The sequence below is a fragment of the Chryseolinea sp. H1M3-3 genome (genome assembly GCF_029360725.1).
Lineage (GTDB): Bacteria > Bacteroidota > Bacteroidia > Cytophagales > Cyclobacteriaceae > Chryseolinea.
This window is the reverse complement of record NZ_JARKMY010000002.1, coordinates 298,398-318,445: the sequence shown is the minus strand read 5'-3', so window position 1 is coordinate 318,445 and position 20,048 is coordinate 298,398. Positions and strand designations below refer to the sequence as shown.

Below are 20,048 nucleotides of genomic sequence, written 5' to 3'. Positions count from 1 at the left end.
AAACATCTGTCAACTTAACGTAATTAGTTCACTGCTGTATTAGCCTCTTGAATTTTTTTCCCGACCGCATTCATCCCGGGAAGCAAGTTATATTTTGCAATAACACGAAGTATTTCGCCTACACTCCACGCTTGGGCGATACAACCGCGTGGTGTATGCGGAGGATCCGCGTCGAAAATTTCAGAAATAGTTCCTACACCTGCCTCATCCAGATGTTCTGAAAACGAGTTGATGATTTGTGACGCTTCATTTTTAGCACTCTCACCTTTAACATAAAACAGCGCATCAATGTAAGCGCCCATTAAATAGCTCCACACAGTTCCCTGATGATATGCCCCATCGCGACTCCACACGTCTCCCTTATACGCCGACTTATAATCAGGATGCAAAGGAGAAAGACTCCGTAATCCTCGCGATGTAAATAAATGTTTTGAAACTGCCTCAAAGACAGCATTGGCACGTTCGTCGGATAGCAATGAAAAAGGGAGACTGATCGCATACAATTGATTAGGTCGCAAGTCAGTGTTCTTATAATCACCATTTACATGATCATACAAGTATCGCTGCTGTTCGTTCCAAAACAACTCATTAAAACTGTTGAGCACTTTGGTAGCTCTGGTGCGGTATAAAGTTGATTTGTCAGCGCTTCCGACTTCCCTGTAAAATAATGCCATTATGCATAATGCGTTATACCAAAGCGCATTTATTTCAACGGGTTTTCCCCTGCGCGGTGTCACCACCCAATCGGCAACTTTGGCATCCATCCACGTTAGCTGAACCCCTTCCTCTCCTCCACTTAACAATTCATCCATTGCATCAACTTGAATATTAAAGCGCGTTCCTTTGTAATGCCATGCTACGATGTCTTCCAATATTGGCAACAATTCTTTAACGAGCCCCTTATCCGCTGTAGCTAAATAGTATTGGTAACTGGCTATAAAATACCACCAAGTTGCATCCATGGTATTGTATTCAGGTACTTCACCATGATCGGGAAAGCGGTTTGGCATCATTCCTTCACTGATGAATTTAGTAAACTGTAAAAGAATATCTCTTGCATCGTCAAATCGTTCTGTCACCAAACACAAACCTGGTAACGAAATCATGGTATCTCTCCCCCAATCGGCAAACCAGGGGTATCCCGCAACGATGGTACTATGCCTTTTTCGCTTCACAATAAACTGATCGGCTGCAAGCGTTAAACGCTTTAATAATTCATGTCCTGAAAAATTAGAGACAAGATTTTGCCGGCGTTTCTGTTCGGTTTCAAAAAGTTGAAATGCATCTCGTCCTGTAGGGTCGTCAGTGGAAATTATGACGCCAAGCTTCTCCCTTTTTTTCAGTTCGACGGAAAAAACGCCATGACTGTATAAGTCCTCTTTATAATCCATGCCGCGATGCTGTTCAACAACATATTCAAAATTGTAATACCATGTTCGACCTGGTGTGAATTGTGAGTGGGGCACTGAAATAAAAATCTCGGGGCAACAATGGTAATTCAATGTCCTGAAAGTCCCTTCTTCAAAAACATATTGTTTACCGATAAAATCATTTGCATGAGACAGGCTGTGAAAATCGCGGCTGGCATATAACGGCAATAAATCCAATTGAAAGACATCGGGAGCGTTGATTACTTCGTACAAAACAATTGTGGTGTTCTCGCCATGAATGGCTGCGATCGTCTTTTTAATTTCTATACCACCCGCTCGATAGATAAAAACAGGGAATAAATCTCGCTCGAATTGATCCAGATATTGAAAACCTGTTGGGTGAAGCGTGCCCGGATATTGATTTGTTCCTAAATCAATTCTTTTTTCACCAACGACAATGGTCTCATCCAATTTTGAAAGTACATTCATTCGTCCGACCGGTGGATTCGTGGAAGCTATTAGCAAACCATGATAACGTCTGGTATTTGCACCGGAGATCGTACTACTTGCGTATCCACCCACCCCGTTGGTCTCAAGCCACTCTAATTCCCGGGACTTATCGAAGTCAGAAAGGATGTTTTTACCGAATTTCATATCGAGGGCCCGGATATATAAGTTTGTTACGGATAGTGTTGAACTATGGCTTTCGAGGTTGTATTAATTTTGCTACCAGACCAGTCCAACCGGTTTGGTGCGTAGCTCCCACCCCTCTGCCATTATCGCCATGGAAGTATTCGTAGAAATAAATATAGTCACGAAAATGTTCATCTTGTTGAAGCTTTTCATTTTTACCAAACACGGGCCGGCGGCCCGTTTTGTCTCGTTTAAAAATTTTGATCAAGCGCTCCGACAACTCATCAGCAATTTCACGAAGTGTTAAATATTTTCCTGATCCTGTTGGATGCTCTACCTTAAAATCATCACCATAGTAATGGTGAAAACGCTGCAAAGACTCGATCAGTAGATAGTTTACAGGAAACCAAATAGGTCCACGCCAGTTTGAATTTCCTCCAAACAATGTTGTATCACTTTCACCTGGCGTGTATTTAACTGAAAAAACACTTCCATTAGCGTGCAGTACATACGGATTATCCAAATGGACCCGGGACAGCGCGCGAATTCCATATTCAGAAAGAAATTCGGATTCTTTTAACATTCGTTTCAACAACTTTTTCATCCGATGTCCACGCAAAAGGGAAAGCAAATGTCTTTCACCCTTGCCCTTTTCATTCCATCTCGATATCAGGTTGGCTAGGTCTGGCCGATACTTCAGGAACCATTGTAGGCGTTCAGTAAATTCAGGCATGGAATCGAACAACTCCTGGTCTAGCACTTCTACAGCAAACAATGGAACGAGTCCGACCATTGACCGAACTTTCATCCTGAACCGATGATTATCCGGCGTGTGTAAAACATCATAGAAAAATTCATCCTCTTCGTCCCACAGGTTGATACCTTCGTTTCCAACGTTGGCCATGGCGCCTGCGATGTATAAAAAATGCTCGAAGAATTTTGTAGCCAGGTTCTGATAGGTTGAATTTTCTTTGGAAAGTTCAAGCGACATTCTTAACATGTTCAACGTAAACATCGCCATCCAACTCGTCCCGTCAGATTGCTCTATAAATCCCCCGGTCGGCAATTGATTACTTCGGTCAAACACACCGATATTATCCATTCCCAAAAAGCCTCCCTGAAAAATATTATTACCGTTATAATCTTTTTTATTAACCCACCACGTAAAATTCAGCAGCAACTTATGGAACACTTCCTCCAAAAACTTCCGGTCGCCTCTGCCCTGCAGTTTTTCATCAATCTTATATACGCGCCAAGTAGCCCAACCGTGCACCGGAGGGTTAACGTCGCCAAAAGCCCACTCATAAGCAGGTAGCTGACCATTGGGATGCATGTACCATTCTTTAGTCAACAAGATCATTTGCTTTTTTGCAAATTCCGGATCCACCATAGCAATCGGAATCATGTGGAAGGCAAGATCCCAAGCCGCGTACCATGGGTATTCCCACTTGTCGGGCATCGAAATGATATCAGCATTATTTAGGTGCGTCCACTCACTGTTTCTTCCATGTTTTCTTTCCTTTGGAGGAGGCGGTTGTGCCGGATCGCCTTTTAACCATTGCGCCACATCATAGTAAAAAAACTGCTTGCTCCACATCAGTCCAGCGATCGCCTGCCGCTGAATTCCCCTCTTATCTTCATCGCTGATATTTTTCTGCATGTCTGAAAAAAACTGATCAGCATCTTTGAGTCTTTCTTTAAAGATCTGATCAAAGTCCTCAAAAGGTTCTAAAAAAAATTCAGGTGACATGCGTAACCGGATCGTCTTGGAGGCGCCTGCCGGAATTGATAGCTCATAATTAAACGCAGCTTTTGTTCCCTTGGGAAGCGCGTTGATAGCGTCCTTTTTTCCATGAATGAGATAGTCATTGATGCCATCTTTGAAAGTTCCCGGCCGGGGCGAATTGTATAACCGTGCTGTGTTTGTTTCATTCTCGCAAAACAATGCTGGAGATTGTCCTTCCGCCATCAGATAATAATTACCAAGGTCGCGGTGAATGATTTGTATATATCCTTTATCGTCCAGATACATTTGGGGCTTATAATGATCATAGCCCCATGACCAGGTATTTCGGTACCAAACGTGAGGGAGTACATGGAGAGACGATTCGTCAGCACCGCGATTATGAACAGTAATCCGAATGAGAATATCGTCAGTATCTGCCTTCGCGTATTCGATGAAGACATCAAAATATTTATTGTGATTAAAGATGCCGGTATCGATCAGTTCATATTCAGGATCGAGTTTTCCCCGTCTGCGATTTTCCTGGACAAGGTCATTATAAGGAAACTCGCTCTGAGGATATTTGTACAACATCTTCATGTACGAGTGCGTTGGCGTGCTGTCGAGGTAATAGTAATGTTCTTTACAATCTTCAGCATGATTACCCTCTTTTCCGGTGAGGCCGAAAATGCGTTCCTTGATGATAGGATCTTTTTTATTCCAGAAGGCTACGGAAAAATTCAATAGCTGCTGGTCATCACTGATGCCACCGATTCCTTCCTCTCCCCATCGAAAGGCTTTACTCCGGGCAGCATCATGCGATACATATTCCCACGCGTTTCCGTAAGGGCTGTAGTCCTCACGCACAGTTCCCCATTGACGTTCTGTAACATATGGTCCAAACTTGCGCCACCTTTTTTTGTTGTCGCGGTCTTCGATAAGGCGGAGTTGCTCGGAGTTCATGGAAGTGTTGAGGTGTTGAAGTTCGAAGTGTTGAAGTGTGCGGAGATTGCGGGCGTGCGAAGTATTATAGTCATACCAGACATTCTGTGTTTTGAATTCGAAGTAAGTTAAAAAACTTGATTAGTAGCACAACTTCAACACTCCGAACTCCAACACTTCGACACTCCTCAGCCATTATCCTCAAACCCTGGATATAACAGCATACCGCCATCCACAAAAAGTGTAATGCCATTCACATAATCAGAATCATCGGAGGCTAACCATACGGCTGCACTTCCAATGTCTTCGGCTTCTCCGATTCTTTTCTGGGGTATAAGTTTTAACAATTGTTTATACGCCTGGGGTGTTTGCCATGCTGCATGATTTATAGGCGTCCGTATCGCACCCGGGCCAATGCTATTAACGCGGATCTTCATTGGGGCATATTCCTGCGCGATGCTTTTCATCAACATCATTACGCCACCTTTCGATGCGGCATAATTAGCATGGCCAGCCCATGGAATAACTTCATGCACGGAACTCATGCATATGATTTTTCCTGCCGCTCGCGATCTCTCAGGCACTACCCCGCGCCTGAGAAATTCTTTTATCGCTTCCCTGGCACATAAAAACTGACCTGTTAAATTGATACCAATAACGCGGTTCCATTCTTCTAGTGACATCTCATGAAATTTGTTATCCTTTTGTAAGCCTGCGTTGTTGATGAGGATATCTATCGTGCCAAATTGTTTAAAAGTTTCCTGGAACATTGCTAAAACGTCTTCTTCCTTGCTCACATCGGCTTTTATGATCGTGGCTGTCCCTCCCGCGCTTTGTATTTCTTCCTTGACTTTTTCAGCTTTCTCCGCACTTGATGAATAGTTTATGACAACAGAGGCACCTTCGCCTGCCAACGCCTTGGCTACACCAGCGCCAATGCCAGAGCTAGCTCCTGTAACAATTGCTACCTGTCCTTCTAATTTTCGTTTCATCGCTGATTATTTAAATCGAATTACCTAATAAACGGCGGGCCGGCGCATGATGTTTTTAAATACAGTATTTATCCTTGTTTCAAGTTTCCTTGAAATTGGTACCTGACAATCTTTGCTATAGAAGAACTTTTTTAACCGTCATGTGATTAGTCCGATAATTTAACAACATCCAAGGCCGCACGTCTGAACCTGACTTCTTATTCACGGTGATGTACATCCTGCGCGGGTTCACGATAATAACCGATGATGAATTAGCTGGCGGTAACCCAACCTTAGAATAGTAAAAAGAGCCCTGCCAAACTTAGCCGACGAGTTTGATCGATGCTGAATTGATGCAAAACCGGAGCCCGGAAGGTTTGGGACCATCTGGAAACACATGACCGAGATGTCCATCACAAATATTACACATCACTTCTACCCGCGTCATACCAAAGGAAGTATCCTTCTCATATTGAATAACATTATCTTTCACAGGTTCTGTGAAGCTTGGCCAACCGGTGCCAGACTCGAACTTCTGGGTAGAATCAAAAAGCGGTGTACCACAACAACGGCATGCATACAGGCCCGGCTCATGGGCCTCACAATATTCACCCGTAAAGGCACGCTCAGTACCTTTCTTCCTCGTTATACGAAATTCTTCGGGGGTAAGGATTTTCATCCATTCCTCGTCAGACTTCTCGACCCGCTTATCAGGAGCAGGAGTACCCTTTGTGGCATAATTTAAAACGTCCGACCAGTTCACGTGAGGTTATATTTAATATTTAATATGCAATAATAAACGAGTATACTTTTCGGTTGTTGGAAATCTGGTACAATTTAGTTTATGAACCAACCCAGTCAAACTACTCAGCATCTCCGTAACTAACATCACACAACCGACAAAGTTCCCTTAAGTTTTGCGTGCCTTCTTTTCTTAAATTAATGCTGTCAATAGTTAACTTCGCACTCATAAACGTGAAAGATATTGGAAAAGGAGCAATTTAGTCCCAAAAGTGTTTATAGAAAATTCTTAGAATTATTTGATACACAACCCATCCTGGCACGCTCGCCCGGAAGGATTAATCTTATTGGCGAACATACCGATTACAATGAAGGATTTGTGATGCCTGCTGCGATTAATCGGGATATCGTGGTGGCTATTGACTTTTCAATGGATGATCATTCGACGCTCTTTTCAGTAAAGAACAATGAATTTTTTTCATTCCATACAAGCGATCCCGCCCGGGTCAAATCTCCCCTGTGGGCGAATTATTTATTGGGTGTTGTCAGAAAAATTATCGATCAGGGGCATGCTGTGAAATCCTTTAACTGTGTCGTTGATGGTGATGTCCCCACTGGTGCTGGACTTTCTTCTTCGGCGGCGCTGGAATGTAGTTTTGCATTTGCTTTGGATCAGCTTCATCAATTTAATATACCACGACAGCAATTAATCTTTATAGCACAGTGGGCGGAACATAATTACGCCGGCGTCAAATGTGGAATTATGGATCAATTTTCCAGCATGATGGGACTGGAAGGAAAGGCCTTTGTCCTTGATTGCCGATCGTTGGAATTTCGTTATTTCCCTGTGAATCTGAACAATAGTGCCATCGTGCTTTGCGATAGCATGGTAAAGCATTCGTTGGCCAGCTCCGCCTACAATACTAGGCGTATGGAATGTGAGCAAGGTGTTAAGATCCTTCGCGATCATTATCCCGAGGTCCACAGCTTGCGTGATGCTACTCTTCAGATGGTTGAATCTCAAAAGGCGGCACTTCCCGGTAAGGTTTACGATCGATGCACATACGTTGTCCAGGAAAATCAACGCGTATTGGACGCTTCCAAAGATTTAGAAAAAGGTGATCTCGCCGCTTTTGGAAAAAAAATGTATGCTACGCACGAAGGATTATCCAGGCTTTATGAAGTGAGTTGTGAAGAGCTTGATTTCTTGGTTGACGAAGCAAAAAGAATAGATGGGGTTCTTGGCGCCCGAATGATGGGTGGTGGCTTTGGTGGATGTACTATTAATTTTGTGATTAAGGATCAGGTGAAGAACTTCATTAATTCCATGAGTGGAGCGTATGAGAAGCAATTCAATGTGAAAATGAACACCTACATCGTTTCAATTAAAGATGGGACAGGAATCATAAAAATCTAATAGGATGTGGAATATATTGTAGTGCAGTAACTTAAGTTTATTAGTGTGACTATAGATCATCCAACGGCGTCCTAGGATTAATACACACCCCATATTACTTTTAGGCTATAAACATTAAACACCCAACCGCTAAACCCTAATGAAAAAATTTGTTCTTCCTTTCTTGGTAGTAACTGCACTAATTGTAATTTTTACAGGGTGCAAACCAAAATCTGAACCCACGGAAAGCTCCGACGACTCGGTTTCAGTTCCTGAAGCAACCACTAGCAGGTCAGTTTATGGCCGACTGGAGGATGGAACCGAAATCTCCCTTTATACGCTCACCAATACCGTGGGCACTACGATGACCGTAACGAACTACGGAGGAATCATCGTATCCCTAAAAACCGAAGATAAAAACGGCACATTTGAAGATGTGGTATTGGGGTTTGACTCTTTGTCAAGCTATGTAAAATCTAATCCGTTTTTTGGATGCATCGTAGGGCGTTATGGCAACCGCATTGCAAAAGGAAAATTCAAACTGGATGATCAAACCTATAACCTCGCCGTTAACAATGGTGAAAATCATTTACACGGAGGACTTAAAGGTTTTGATAAAGCCGTATGGGCCGCTGACAATTATGTTACTCCTGAAGGTGCTGTGTTAAAGCTTACTTATACCAGCAAAGATCTGGAAGAAGGATATCCCGGTAATTTAAAAACAGAGGTGGTATATACCTTAACCAATGACAATGAATTAAAAATAGATTACCAGGCAACGACCGATAAAAAGACGGTTGTCAACCTGACCAATCATACTTACTTTAATTTGTCAGGGAATACAAAGACCGACATCCTTGGACATACATTGACTTTGGCTGCTTCAAAATTTTTACCGGTTGATAAGGGTTTAATCCCTACCGGAGAATTCAAAGATGTAAAAGGAACACCGTTTGATTTTACAACACCGCATGTCATCGGCGAACGTATTGACGCTAACGATGAACAGCTAAAACATGCAGGGGGTTATGATCATTGCTGGGTATTCGATGGCAATAATAATTCCCAGGCGGTGGCTACGGTCCATGACACCGTCAGTGGTAGATTTATGGAAATGTACACCACTGAACCAGGCGTACAATTTTATACTGGAAATTTCCTTAATGGAACACTTACTGGAAAGTATGGCACCGTATATGCCAAACGTTACGGGCTATGCCTGGAGACACAACATTTTCCTAATTCACCGAATCAACCATCTTTTCCTACAACTGTTCTCAATCCGGGCGAAGTTTATAAATCGCAAACGGTCTATAAATTTTCAGTGAAATAACAGAATGAAGAAAAAAAAACGCAGCGCGATTATTCACGCTGCGTTTTTTTATGCCGAAAAGTTTATTCAGTTTGAACAAACACCAAACCTTTGCTAGTTCACCTCTAAATCATTTCGAGAGGGCAATTTCGGAAATGATTGATGTGGTTCTGTTTGATACCAGAAAACAACGGCACTAATATCAGACTGTTGTGGAAGGTATCTGCCACCACTCCTCCAACCCAAATCCTGAATAGTGATCTTTAAATCTTTTTCAAATCTGACGGGATCCATAACATGCCATCGGTATAAACCAAAACGCTGCTGCGAAGTATACATCCCGTTGGGTCTGATAACCTGATGTAATCCTGCATAGGCCGTTGAAAATTCCTGGTACTGTTTGGTTTTTCTATTTTCAAAATTGTATGATCCGCAAAAATAATCTTCCGTTCCTGTACCGCTGATCGTTGGATATTTCCCATCACCATCCATAAAAAATTTGATTTCACCTTCGCCCCACCATCCATTGTTATTGACACCCCAGGCCATATACGTTCCTACGTAATGACCTTTTCCTCTGATGCCATCCACCAATGTGAACAAGGACCCTTTGGTAGGATTACTTCGTCTGAATTGTGCATGAAAGTATGCTGCGTCGCTGGGGACTTCTGTCAATGTGTAATCAACCTGGTAGTACAACCTCATTTTTTCCTCACCTATGTTTTCCATCGTGATTTTACATTTTTTCCGAAAAGGCATCGGCCAATAACAATTAAATGCACTTCCAGGATTGACTGTAACGGCTAAAGAATTAAGATGTGCATATTCACCCCATCCCATACCAAAAAAATCACCGACCGGAACTTCTACTGAAGGCTCCTTTTCATCATCCCAATAAAATCGAATAATGGAATATCGCCAATTGCCGGTGGGTGTCATCCATATGTGCTGCACTGACCCTGGCCCTGTCATTTCCGCTAAAGTAAATGTCTGACCTGCTTCAATAACTACAAAAGGATTAACTTTCCATCCTTGTCCAAGATCTCTTGCAGCATCTTTTGCACTTCCCTGTTCGAGCGTCGCCATTCCACCCTTGCCAGGTTCGCCGGTAAAATTTTCAGGGCTGATTGAGCGCGTCTTGGCATTGGATAATTTGTAGAGGTTTCCCATGCTCATATCAAGACCATTGAAATTTCCTGTCTGAGCGAATGCATTCAAGGCGAGACAGGATAGAAAAATAATACGATAGATGTTCATGTTAGAAAGTGTTGAAGTGTTGAAGTTCGAAGTGTTGAAGTGAGCAAAGATCCTGGTTTGTGTGCGTAAACTTATCCTGCTCTGTTACGAAATTAACGATCTGCCGGGAGAGCGTAAAGTTTTTTATTATTCAGTGTTCGAGACTTGAAAAAGGAATTTACTGAATGAGATGTGACGAAATGAAGTAGCTGGCATTCTAATCTCAAACATGTTTATGGCGCTATAACGCCTGACCGCGCGGTTCCAAATATTTTACCTAAACCTTAAAATTATGGAACCTAAGAAAAATCCGAAGTATGATGTACACCAGAAACGTGGTGTGCTGCTAAACGTGGGTCTCATCGTGAGTTTAATTCTTGTTATCTCTGCTTTCAAATGGAAAGTTTCTGTTAGACCTAATGATTATATTTCATTAGAAACAACGAATGCCGAAATATTCACTTATGATGACCCGCGAGTAACAACGTTTAAGAAAATAGAGGCTCCCAAACCACTTCCAGTAAAACCTGTTATACCCGTTCTGAATAATTTTACAGCAGTAGAAAATGCAGGTAGGGAAACCGATGAGACGCTGGCCCCACCAGATCAGGGAGCCGAGCCACCTGACTTCGGACTTGGAAGGCTGGATATTCCTACTGAACCTATTGAACCTGATACCTTCCGGATAGTTGAAAAGATGCCCGAGCCAATTGGAGGATGGACCGCTTTTTATGAAACGTTATCCAAGAATATCAAGTATCCGAAACCAGCATCCAGAATGGGTGTGAAAGGAAAGGTGTTTGTTGAATTTACGATTAATGATAAAGGGCAACTTAGTCACTTTAAAATACTAAAGGGAATTGGCCATGGCTGCGATGAAGAAGCGAAACGCATTCTGGCTTTAACAAAATGGACTCCTGGCAAACAACGTGGTAAGCCAGTGAATGTCAGGTTGGTTCAGCCCATTGTTTTTTCCCTGGGAGAAGTGCGGTAGATTTTTAAGGTCACAGTTTAAGGTTTAATTGGCGCCTAGATAAGCAGTTGTATATATCGGCGACATGCAGATCTTTACCTTAAACTGTGGCCTTGAATTATTTTCCCATCATCGACAAAACTTCGTCGCCAACTTTTTTGTCGGCTTGATAGTTCAGCCCTAAAAAAGACGCCATGGTTTTCGCAACCTGATTTTGGTAATATTGACATTCACCTTTTACTTCTCCCTTAGCTGGCGTGTCCGGACCAATTACCGCCATCCAGATCTGGTCAGCCTCAGCAATTTTTTTACCATGGTGTCTCCATTCCTGGGCATTGACGCCACGACCATGATCGCAGGTAAGAATCATTGTTGTTTTATTTTTGTACACCGGGTCTGTCTGCAAATAATTCCACAACTCGCCAATAAAACGATCCGTGTAATTCGCGGCATTCAGATACGCGGCATATTCGCCTTGATGGGCGAAATCATCTGTTTCATCAAACGCAAAATACATTACTCGTGGTTTATTCTTTTTCATGTACTCGAGCCCATAATAAAATGTGAATGCATCCAACCGTACGCCAGTTATAGGGTTCGGGATATTTGTCATTATCTGGTTTAGTGTTTTCTCTTTTTCCGTGAGCTTATCCCCCTTCGCTTCTACCAAACCACCATTTACCACTACGCCACTACGCTTGTCATTAATGATATATGGAAAAACATCCCACGAAGAAAATGCAGCAACCTTACCCTTGAATGCCGCTTGCTGATTTATAAATTCCAAGACTGTTCCATTGGGATTATACAGTTTGTCATTGCTGTTGATGCGATCATCGTCGGCATGGCCAGTGAGTATCTCGCTATAACCGGGATAAGAAAACCATTGGTTGTTGGTAACATTTACTTTACAACCTAACGCTCTGTTTCCATAGAGTTGACCTTTTACTGCAAGTGTGTTCCAGAAAAAGGGAAGCAATGCTTTTCGTCTTTCCGTTGCATCATCGCGCCAAAATTTTTCCCTGAGTTTTTCGTCTTTAAGGTAAACCTGCTGGCGCATGAGAGAAGAATCACCGCCATTAAAAATCTCCTGCCACCGCATACCATCGAGCGTGATCAAAATGACATTTTCCGTTTTTAATGATTGACCGAATGAGACAGACGACCAGCTAATTATTAAAGCAAATAGAATTTTTTTCATGAGAATTATTGAAAGGCTTGAAGAGGAAAATGTATTGCTAAACGTAATGTCATTAAGAACCTTATAATGGACAGCAAATAAGTCAGGAGAAATAAAATTCTCCTGACTGCTTGGTTCAATTCGGATTAACGTCCCACCAAACTCTTGTGTTAATATCGTCAGCACCCTGCCGTGAAACGGCTGCCTCTCTGTTATTTGAATTTAAGGATTGCTCGATCCTGGGGAAAATAAACCGCACCGGTATTCGATCCTCATTTTGATTGTCAACAGCTGGCTGTAAAACAGGATATCCTGTTCTGCGCCAGTCAAACCACGCCTCGAATCCTTGAAAAAATGATGCTACCCATTTTTGATTCCCGATCTTTTCAAATTTATTTTCAGTAGTTCCTGAATAAGTGACTTTCTCTTGCGCGAAGTAGGATGCGTCGGGTGTTATGCCATAATAATTGAATGATGCTTTTATGCCGTTGAGATAAAACGTTTCCGCGTCACCAATGTCTATCAGATTTTTTTCTCTCGCTTCGGCCAAAATGAATTGCAATTCCGCGTAAGTCATGATCACTCCTTTCGCTACCTGAATTCCTTTAGGGGAATTTGACTGCTCATAAAAAAGTGGTCCGATGCGCGCCTGATATTGTTGACCACCATTGTATGTCTGGGCAACAACATCATCCAGGCCGTTAGGAATACCGTCATATTTATCATCGTCCGTCGAAGCCGTTAATTCAGTTGCCGGTGTTGGGCGAAAAAACACAAACAATCTTGGATCACTTACACTTTCTAAGTAATCAACCATTGTCTTGCTGGCGCGAAACTCATTAAATGATCCAATGCGAGTGGAGAACAATGGAAATTGATTCGGTGCACTAGAAACATAAGAATAAACGGCATGATCTGCGTTGCTTTCAAAGATGGGATATGTCGATGGGTCGTTTAAAATTGTTTTGAGTTCTGCTGACACATCCCTACGATCAGAAATTCTCATGAGATAACGGATCCGAAGGGAATTTGCCAACCGTCTCCATTTTTTGACATCGCCTCCATAAATCAAATCACCACTCACATTGATGGCCCCATTCAACAGTGTATTCGCTTCGTTAAGATCGCTAAGTATGCCATTGTATATTTCCTCCTGCGTGTCATACCTGGGAAACAATATACCCGTTTTTCCTTGGGCTGCATCTGTATACGGCACATCACCATAACAGTCTGTCGCTAACGAGAACATCCATGACTTCAAGATCAATCCGACACCCTTGTAATTAGGTTGATTTGTCTCATCGGCCTGAATCAAAATGTTATTCACATCGCGCATGTTGTCGTAGACAGCATTCCAAATTGAATTCAACTCACCCCATAGATAACGATCCTCATTCACAAATTGGTTTTTGGCAGTTTGTTGGATTACAATATTTCCAATTCCCCAGGTTTCATTTAACAAGGAGTTCATCATATCCCTTTCAACCCCTGTTAATAGTAAGTTGGGCGTTGTAGAAAGGGGACTATTTGGATTTGTATTAACTTCTTCGAATTCACCTGTACAGCCTGCAAGACATAGTGCAAGTAATCCTGCTTTATATTGATTTATTATTTTCATCACTAAAGTTTTTGCATTAGAAATTTTTTACTTCTGACTCAGATACCTTTGTATTTTAAAGTTTAAAACTCAGGTTAAAGCCATAGCTGCGAGCAGATGGAATCGCAACTGATTCTACTCCTGGAATAATGGTACCACCGCTGGATGATGCTGTTTCAGGGTCGATGTGTGGAACATCGGTCCACAAGAATAAATTTCGTCCTACAAATGAAATATTAATATCCCGAACAGGAAGGTGCTGCGTCAGTTTATTTGGCAAGGTGTATCCAATTTTGACTTCGCGAAGTTTCACAAAAGAGGCATCATACATCATGCCTTCAATCAAACTTCTCCCCAACGTAATGGTGGAGTGCCACTCGCGAGCAGAGAGTTTTGTGGCATTTGCCGTGTAGCCTGTTATAGTACCTTCACCGTTTCTTACAGGAACAACGCCATCGCCTATAACGCCATTCCCTTCGAGTGTAAGATCATAGCCATTAGCTCTTCCTTCCAGTGTCTCTTCGATAATGCCACCTTCTCTACCAACGGTTTGGGTATGCGAGTAAACTTTTCCGCCGTAGCGAATATCAAACAAGAAGCCAAGGCTAAGTCCTTTAAAGCTTACCGTATTATAAATACCTGCCATCCAATCCGGATTGTAATTTCCCAATTTCATTTTAGAAGGTGTAGGAAGTGGTTTCCCTTGGCTGTTGTAAACTACTTCACCAACATGTTCTCCGGTTGGATCATAATAAGGGCTTGAAGGATCGTTGCTCACGCGTTGATAGCCGATACCATACATATCTCCCATGCGTTCCCCTACGCGGGCTTCCACCGTTACATAACGGTCTGCCAATACATAATTCTTAATTTCCTGTCCTGACTCCGGATCTTTGTATAACTCCAACACCCGGCTTCTATTCCTTGAGAAGTTAAAATTAACGGACCATTGGAATCCACTCTCTGACTGAACTGGAATCAGATTCAACATCGCTTCAATACCTTTATTCTCAATTAAGCCAGCATTGATGATTCTTGAACTATAAGCACTTGTTATGGAGAGCGGAACGTTTAAGATTTGGTTTTCACTCCGTGTCTGATAATATGTAAAGTCAAGACCAATCCTATCTCCTAAAAATTTCAACTCCGTTCCAACTTCGATTGAACGGCTTTGCTCAGGTTTCAAATTAGCGTTCTGAATGACTGCTGACTCTGAATACGTTGGCAAACCATGCGCAGGTGCTAATGCCGAATAGGTTGAAATTAATTGATAAGGATCGGTATCATTTCCCACACCAGCAACTCCTACTCTAACCTTTGCAAAGCTTAATGGTCCGCTAGTAATATTAAGCATCTCTGATACTACTGCGCTTAAAGAAGCTGAAGGATAAAAATACGACCAGTTATTTGAAGGTAGTGTACTAGACCAGTCGTTGCGCGCTGTTAGCTCTAGAAATAAATAGTCCTTGAATCCAACTTGTGCAAAAGCATATAAACTATTAATCCTTTTCTCGGAACTGAAAGAATAGTACTCAAGCGGTACACGGGCATTATTCAGGCTGTAAATGCCCGGAGCCGTCAATTGAGGTGCACTGATGTCAGATAAATTATAGCGGCGTCGCATGGCGTTACCTCCTACGCTTACTGCAAGACTTATGTCCGTATTTAATTCCTTGTTAAAACTCAGCAAGAAATCTGCGTTAGTCTCTTGTAAAAAAACTTGTTCTTCACGATAACTTCCTAATGGATAGCGTTGCGTGCTGAATGCCCGTTTTCTGTTTCTGAATTCATCGCTATAGTCTGTTCCTACGCGAGCCATCAAACTCAGCCAGTCGGTAAAATGGTAGGTCGCTGCAATGTTCCCATACAACCGGTCAACTTCCTGTCCATTGGTATTTTCGTATAAATTGAAATACGGATTATCGTGATAGTTATAGTTGAAGTTGAATTGGTTAAGACCAACTCTGCCTGCTTGCCAATAGTTACGCAACGAGTTTAGATCAATCTGACGCCCGAGCCAACAGTTAATCAGATACATTATATTTTCAGTACCATAACTCAAGTTTGGTCGGTTGTCGCTAAGGTTCTTCACATAATTGGCGTTGGTTTGAATGCGAAGTTTCTGGGTTAGTTTGTATCCTGATGAAAGTGAAAAAGAGTGTCTCTTCAAGTCCGTGTTAGGCACCATGCCTTTTTGATCGAGCAATGTGTAGGAGGCGCGAATATCACCGAATTCGTTGCTGCCCGTAACAGCAACATTCTGAGTATAGGTCACACCTGTCTCAAAAAAGTCCTTTATGTTATCAGGATGCGCAGTGAATGGTGTTGGTGTAATTTCGCCGCGTGCGGCAAGCTGAGCAGCTAAGTCTACTGGACCAATTTGTGTGTTCAAATTTCCTACATCCCCACCGCGTAAGCCGTTAGAAGTTGGTGAATCAAATTGCGGCAGCAACTGGCCTTCCATTTTAGGGCCCCAGTTTTCATCAACACCGTCGCGCACACCCCCACCGTTACCATCTTTAAAACCAAACTCTCCGTTAAGGCCCTGTCCATATACATTCTGATAATCTGGCAGTCGTAGCGGGCTTTCAAACGAGACGGTAGTGTTTACACTAATTCCTGCGCCTTTAGAACCTTTGCCGGATTTTGTTTTAATAATGATAACTCCGTTTTGTCCTCGTGATCCATACAATGCCGTTGCACTTGCGCCCTTTAGTACAGTGAGCGATTCCACATCATCGGAATTTACAAGCCCTGCACCATTGCCATAATCAACATCCTGATTATTTCTGCCTGACGAACCGAAAATTTCATTCGTTATAGGAACACCATCTACGATATAAAGCGGTTGATTTTTGTTAATATTCAATGAACGTTCACCCCGAATAGTAATACGGGATGATCCACCAATACCGCTAGGGTTGCCAACAACCGTAACGCCTGCTACTTTACCAGCAAGCGCATTTCCGATATTCGTTTCGCGTGCTTTCGTTAAATCATCACCATTAATTTCCTGAACAGCATAACCAAGATCACGTGTTTCGCGCTCGATGCCCAATGCGGTAACCACAACTTCTGAAAGCTGTTTTGCATCAGATGCCAACGCTACATCAACAGAAGTGCGTCCGGCTACAGAAAGCTCTTGCGCTTGATAGCCTACAAAAGAAAATATAAGAATTGATTCTTCAGACGGAACTGCGATGCTAAATTTTCCATCTGCATCGGATATAGTACCATTAGAAGTTCCTTTTACGAGAATGTTTACTCCAGGCAGTGGCGCTTCATCTTCACCAGATGTAACTCGCCCGGAAACATTTGTCTGCGCATAGGCAGAACAAATTAACAGAAGCCATGCACTTGCAAAAAGGAGCGCACGCTGTGGTTGGGAACCTAAAGAAATTATTTTCTTTAGTAGAGGTTGATTCATAAGTAAATTGATTTGGGGTTGTGTATCGCGGTCAACTCACCATAAAGAAAACAACACGGCCGTAGTCATTTTCCATTATTGTGGTTTAACTGCAGGTCAAAGGTTAAGAATAGACTTGAAGTTTCGTTTAGTTGACCATTACCCCTCTATTAATCTTTGAAGTATAAATGAAAACAGAATTAACAGTTGCTGAATCCAACAAAGCAAAATCTGACGAACGTTATAAAAAAGCGACTTTTCTTGTTAACATTCTTTTAACGTGGATGAACTTTTTCGTATTGACAGAGTTCACCTTTAACGAGACGATGACCACGTCCGGAATTTATGATTGAATTTTTTAGCAGAAGTTTCGCGCTTCACCTAACTTGAACCTCGAATTTGCTAATTACCGAACAGTCTAAATTGATATTACCATGTGGGCAAACTTTCATACACACAGTAACTACTGCGACGGAAAAGGTGAGTTGATGGATTATGTTCAGCGAGCAAAAGACCTAAATATCATGAGCCTTGGTTTTTCTTCGCACGCTCCGGTTCCTTTTACTACCCACTGGACAATGAAGGCTGACAGACTCCAAGACTATATTAATAGCATAGAAAAAATAAAAGCGTCGACAAGGGAAATAGAAATTTATAAAGGGTTGGAAGTTGATTTTATTCCTGGAATAACTTCTCCTAATCTGTTTAAAGATGTATTGGACTACACCATTGGTTCTGTTCATTTTGTAGAAAAATTACCGGACGGAACCGGGTGGGAAATAGACGGATCACACGCGCTCTTCCTGGAAGGATTAGAAAAGATCTTTAATAATAATATTAAGGATACCATTTCACGATATCTAGAATTGACGCGAAATATGATAACGACAGCATGTCCGTCAATTATAGGGCACATGGACAAAATCAAGATGCAAAATGTTGGGGGCAAATTTTTCAATGAAGCGGACACCTGGTATCAGGATGAAATAAAAAAAACAATTGATGCAATCCATTCAAGTGGTGCGATAGTTGAAGTCAACACGCGTGGTATTTACCAAAAAAAATCAGAGACAACCTATCCGAGTTCATGGATTTTAGAAATTCTTTTCCAAAAAAATATTCCCGTGACAATCAGCAGTGATGCACATCATCGCGATGATATTATCAACCAATTTCCAGAGACCGCTGCAGTTCTTAAAAAAATTGGATTTAAATCATTGACCATTTTACACGACGGAAAATGGCAGGCCTTCCCCTTCAATCAGCATGGTATCATACGCTAGTTCTCCGATAACCCGCTGGTTACAACGTACGCATGGCTTTTGGTTTGCCTTGTATGCAACGATAATAGGTTTTAGTCTTTACACGTGTATTTATGCTTTTCGAAAGGCTTTTCCTGTCGCCACATTCGATGGCATGAGCTATTGGGGAATAAGTTACAAAGTCTGGCTGGTCACATTTCAGGTTATTGGCTACGCACTTTCAAAATTCGCCGGTATAAAAATTATCTCCGAATTAAAACCGACTTCGCGTGCGATTGGAATTCTATGGATGGCCAGTGTAGCTGGCGTCGCGTGGTTATTTTTCGCAATAGTGCCACCACCTTACAACATCATATTTTTACTGATCAATGGATTTCCATTGGGGCTCGTATGGGGAATGATTTTTGGCTACCTCGAGGGGCGCCGATATACAGAAGTCCTTGGGGCAGGACTTTCAGTAAGCTTTATTTTTTCCGCCGGACTTGCCAAATCTGTCGGCGGTTTTATCATGCGTGACTGGGGTGTCTCTGAAATGTGGATGCCCTTTGTAACAGCAAGCGTCTTCTTTATCCCGCTGTTAATATTTTTGTGGCTCTTGGATAAACTTCCACCGCCTTCAATGCTTGACGAAGAACTTCGAACAAAGCGTCAGCCCATGGATAAATTTGATCGCAAGACTTTCGTTTCAAATTTCTGGCCAGGAATCGTTTTATTCACGCTGGCATATATGCTCCTTACTGCATTCCGGGATTTCCGCGATAACTTCACGTCGGATGTTTGGAAAACTTTAGGGTACATTGATTCACCGGAAATTTTTACAGCTACCGAAATTCCTATAGCCATTGCAGTTTTGATCGTCATGGGCTCGATCATGGTGATTAAGAATAATAAAATAGCCTTGATGGTTAACCATATCATTATTTTATTTGGTATGATACTAATCGGTTTAAGCACATTTCTGTTTGAGCAAAAGATTGTCAGTCCACCTGTATGGATGATCCTGATCGGATTAGGACTATATCTCGGTTACGTTCCTTTCAATAGCATTCTTTTTGATCGTTTGCTTGCCACCTTTAAGTATATAGGTACGGTAGGTTTCCTGATTTATGTAGCCGATGCGTTTGGATACCTGGGCAGCATAGGGGTTTTATTTTTTAAAGAATTCGGATATGCCGATGTTAGCTGGTTGGATTTTTTTATTTCAGGAGGCTACACCATTTCAATTATCGGAAGCGTTCTGATTTTGGGATCGATAACTTATTTCCATTGGAAGCACAAGGATTGGCAGAAAGTGTAAGTCATCGTG

The 20,048-nt window shown here is 42.1% G+C and carries 14 protein-coding genes; 6 read left to right on the top strand and 8 right to left on the bottom strand.

What is annotated here, in order from left to right:
- Positions 1-23: 23 nt before the first annotated feature.
- The 4 genes from P2W71_RS08800 to msrB form a co-directional block, all read right to left on the bottom strand.
- Entirely contained in the window at positions 24-2,024 is a 2,001-nt protein-coding gene (locus tag P2W71_RS08800) for an amylo-alpha-1,6-glucosidase (RefSeq protein WP_276369776.1), read from the bottom strand.
- A 43-nt stretch (positions 2,025-2,067) separates the two neighbouring features.
- Entirely contained in the window at positions 2,068-4,689 is a 2,622-nt protein-coding gene (locus tag P2W71_RS08795; RefSeq protein WP_276369773.1) for a glucosidase, read from the bottom strand.
- Between the two features lie 167 nt (positions 4,690-4,856).
- Positions 4,857-5,660, bottom strand: coding sequence for an SDR family oxidoreductase (locus P2W71_RS08790; protein WP_276369771.1), 804 nt, complete (start codon positions 5,658-5,660; stop codon positions 4,857-4,859).
- Positions 5,661-5,961: 301 nt separating this feature from the next.
- Entirely contained in the window at positions 5,962-6,402 is a 441-nt protein-coding gene (gene msrB / locus P2W71_RS08785; RefSeq protein WP_276369769.1) for a peptide-methionine (R)-S-oxide reductase MsrB, read from the bottom strand.
- A 222-nt stretch (positions 6,403-6,624) separates the two neighbouring features.
- On the opposite strand from msrB, the gene galK reads away from it, so the two are divergent.
- Together galK and P2W71_RS08775 are read left to right on the top strand one after the other, a co-directional pair.
- Positions 6,625-7,797, top strand: coding sequence for a galactokinase (gene galK / locus P2W71_RS08780; RefSeq protein WP_276369766.1), 1,173 nt, complete (start codon positions 6,625-6,627; stop codon positions 7,795-7,797).
- A gap of 139 nt (positions 7,798-7,936) precedes the next feature.
- Positions 7,937-9,109: an aldose epimerase family protein gene (locus tag P2W71_RS08775; protein WP_276369763.1), complete on the top strand. Its 1,173-nt coding sequence runs from the start codon at positions 7,937-7,939 to the stop codon at positions 9,107-9,109.
- A 93-nt stretch (positions 9,110-9,202) separates the two neighbouring features.
- Here P2W71_RS08775 and P2W71_RS08770 read toward each other — a convergent pair whose 3' ends face one another.
- A complete protein-coding gene (locus P2W71_RS08770; protein WP_276369761.1) occupies positions 9,203-10,345 on the bottom strand; it encodes a glycoside hydrolase family 172 protein in 1,143 nt (380 codons plus the stop codon).
- A gap of 271 nt (positions 10,346-10,616) precedes the next feature.
- Between P2W71_RS08770 and P2W71_RS08765 the strand changes: the two genes are divergently transcribed.
- On the top strand, positions 10,617-11,318 hold the full coding sequence (locus tag P2W71_RS08765; RefSeq protein WP_276369758.1) for an energy transducer TonB: 702 nt from the start codon (positions 10,617-10,619) through the stop codon (positions 11,316-11,318).
- A gap of 97 nt (positions 11,319-11,415) precedes the next feature.
- Here the strand turns inward: P2W71_RS08765 and P2W71_RS08760 are convergent, their stop codons facing one another.
- The 3 genes from P2W71_RS08760 to P2W71_RS08750 form a co-directional block, all read right to left on the bottom strand.
- Positions 11,416-12,498, bottom strand: coding sequence for a sulfatase-like hydrolase/transferase (locus P2W71_RS08760; RefSeq protein WP_276369755.1), 1,083 nt, complete (start codon positions 12,496-12,498; stop codon positions 11,416-11,418).
- Positions 12,499-12,613: 115 nt separating this feature from the next.
- A complete protein-coding gene (locus P2W71_RS08755; protein ID WP_276369752.1) occupies positions 12,614-14,095 on the bottom strand; it encodes a SusD/RagB family nutrient-binding outer membrane lipoprotein in 1,482 nt (493 codons plus the stop codon).
- A 55-nt stretch (positions 14,096-14,150) separates the two neighbouring features.
- Positions 14,151-17,501, bottom strand: a complete 3,351-nt coding sequence (locus tag P2W71_RS08750) for a SusC/RagA family TonB-linked outer membrane protein (protein ID WP_276369750.1) — start codon at positions 17,499-17,501, stop codon at positions 14,151-14,153.
- Between the two features lie 167 nt (positions 17,502-17,668).
- Here P2W71_RS08750 and P2W71_RS08745 point away from each other — a divergent pair, with 167 nt between their 5' ends.
- The 3 genes from P2W71_RS08745 to P2W71_RS08735 all read left to right on the top strand — a co-directional run bounded on the left by P2W71_RS08745 (position 17,669) and on the right by P2W71_RS08735 (position 20,039).
- Positions 17,669-17,833, top strand: a complete 165-nt coding sequence (locus P2W71_RS08745; protein WP_276369747.1) for a hypothetical protein — start codon at positions 17,669-17,671, stop codon at positions 17,831-17,833.
- 81 nt (positions 17,834-17,914) lie between these two features.
- Positions 17,915-18,763, top strand: coding sequence for a histidinol-phosphatase (locus P2W71_RS08740; RefSeq protein ID WP_276369744.1), 849 nt, complete (start codon positions 17,915-17,917; stop codon positions 18,761-18,763).
- Positions 18,747-20,039 (top strand): DUF5690 family protein, encoded by a 1,293-nt coding sequence (locus P2W71_RS08735; RefSeq protein WP_276369741.1) that lies wholly within the window; start codon positions 18,747-18,749, stop codon positions 20,037-20,039. Before P2W71_RS08740 ends, P2W71_RS08735 begins: the two co-directional genes overlap by 17 nt.
- Positions 20,040-20,048 lie beyond the last annotated feature (9 nt).

Coding starts and splice junctions, on each gene's coding strand:
- P2W71_RS08800 (WP_276369776.1), bottom strand. CDS start 2,024: ATGAAATTCGGTAAAAACATCCTTTCTGACTTCGATAAGTCCCGGGAA.
- P2W71_RS08795 (WP_276369773.1), bottom strand. CDS start 4,689: ATGAACTCCGAGCAACTCCGCCTTATCGAAGACCGCGACAACAAAAAA.
- P2W71_RS08790 (WP_276369771.1), bottom strand. CDS start 5,660: ATGAAACGAAAATTAGAAGGACAGGTAGCAATTGTTACAGGAGCTAGC.
- P2W71_RS08775 (WP_276369763.1), top strand. CDS start 7,937: ATGAAAAAATTTGTTCTTCCTTTCTTGGTAGTAACTGCACTAATTGTA.
- P2W71_RS08770 (WP_276369761.1), bottom strand. CDS start 10,345: ATGAACATCTATCGTATTATTTTTCTATCCTGTCTCGCCTTGAATGCA.
- P2W71_RS08765 (WP_276369758.1), top strand. CDS start 10,617: ATGGAACCTAAGAAAAATCCGAAGTATGATGTACACCAGAAACGTGGT.
- P2W71_RS08760 (WP_276369755.1), bottom strand. CDS start 12,498: ATGAAAAAAATTCTATTTGCTTTAATAATTAGCTGGTCGTCTGTCTCA.
- P2W71_RS08755 (WP_276369752.1), bottom strand. CDS start 14,095: ATGAAAATAATAAATCAATATAAAGCAGGATTACTTGCACTATGTCTT.
- P2W71_RS08750 (WP_276369750.1), bottom strand. CDS start 17,501: ATGAATCAACCTCTACTAAAGAAAATAATTTCTTTAGGTTCCCAACCA.
- P2W71_RS08745 (WP_276369747.1), top strand. CDS start 17,669: ATGAAAACAGAATTAACAGTTGCTGAATCCAACAAAGCAAAATCTGAC.
- P2W71_RS08740 (WP_276369744.1), top strand. CDS start 17,915: ATGTGGGCAAACTTTCATACACACAGTAACTACTGCGACGGAAAAGGT.
- P2W71_RS08735 (WP_276369741.1), top strand. CDS start 18,747: ATGGTATCATACGCTAGTTCTCCGATAACCCGCTGGTTACAACGTACG.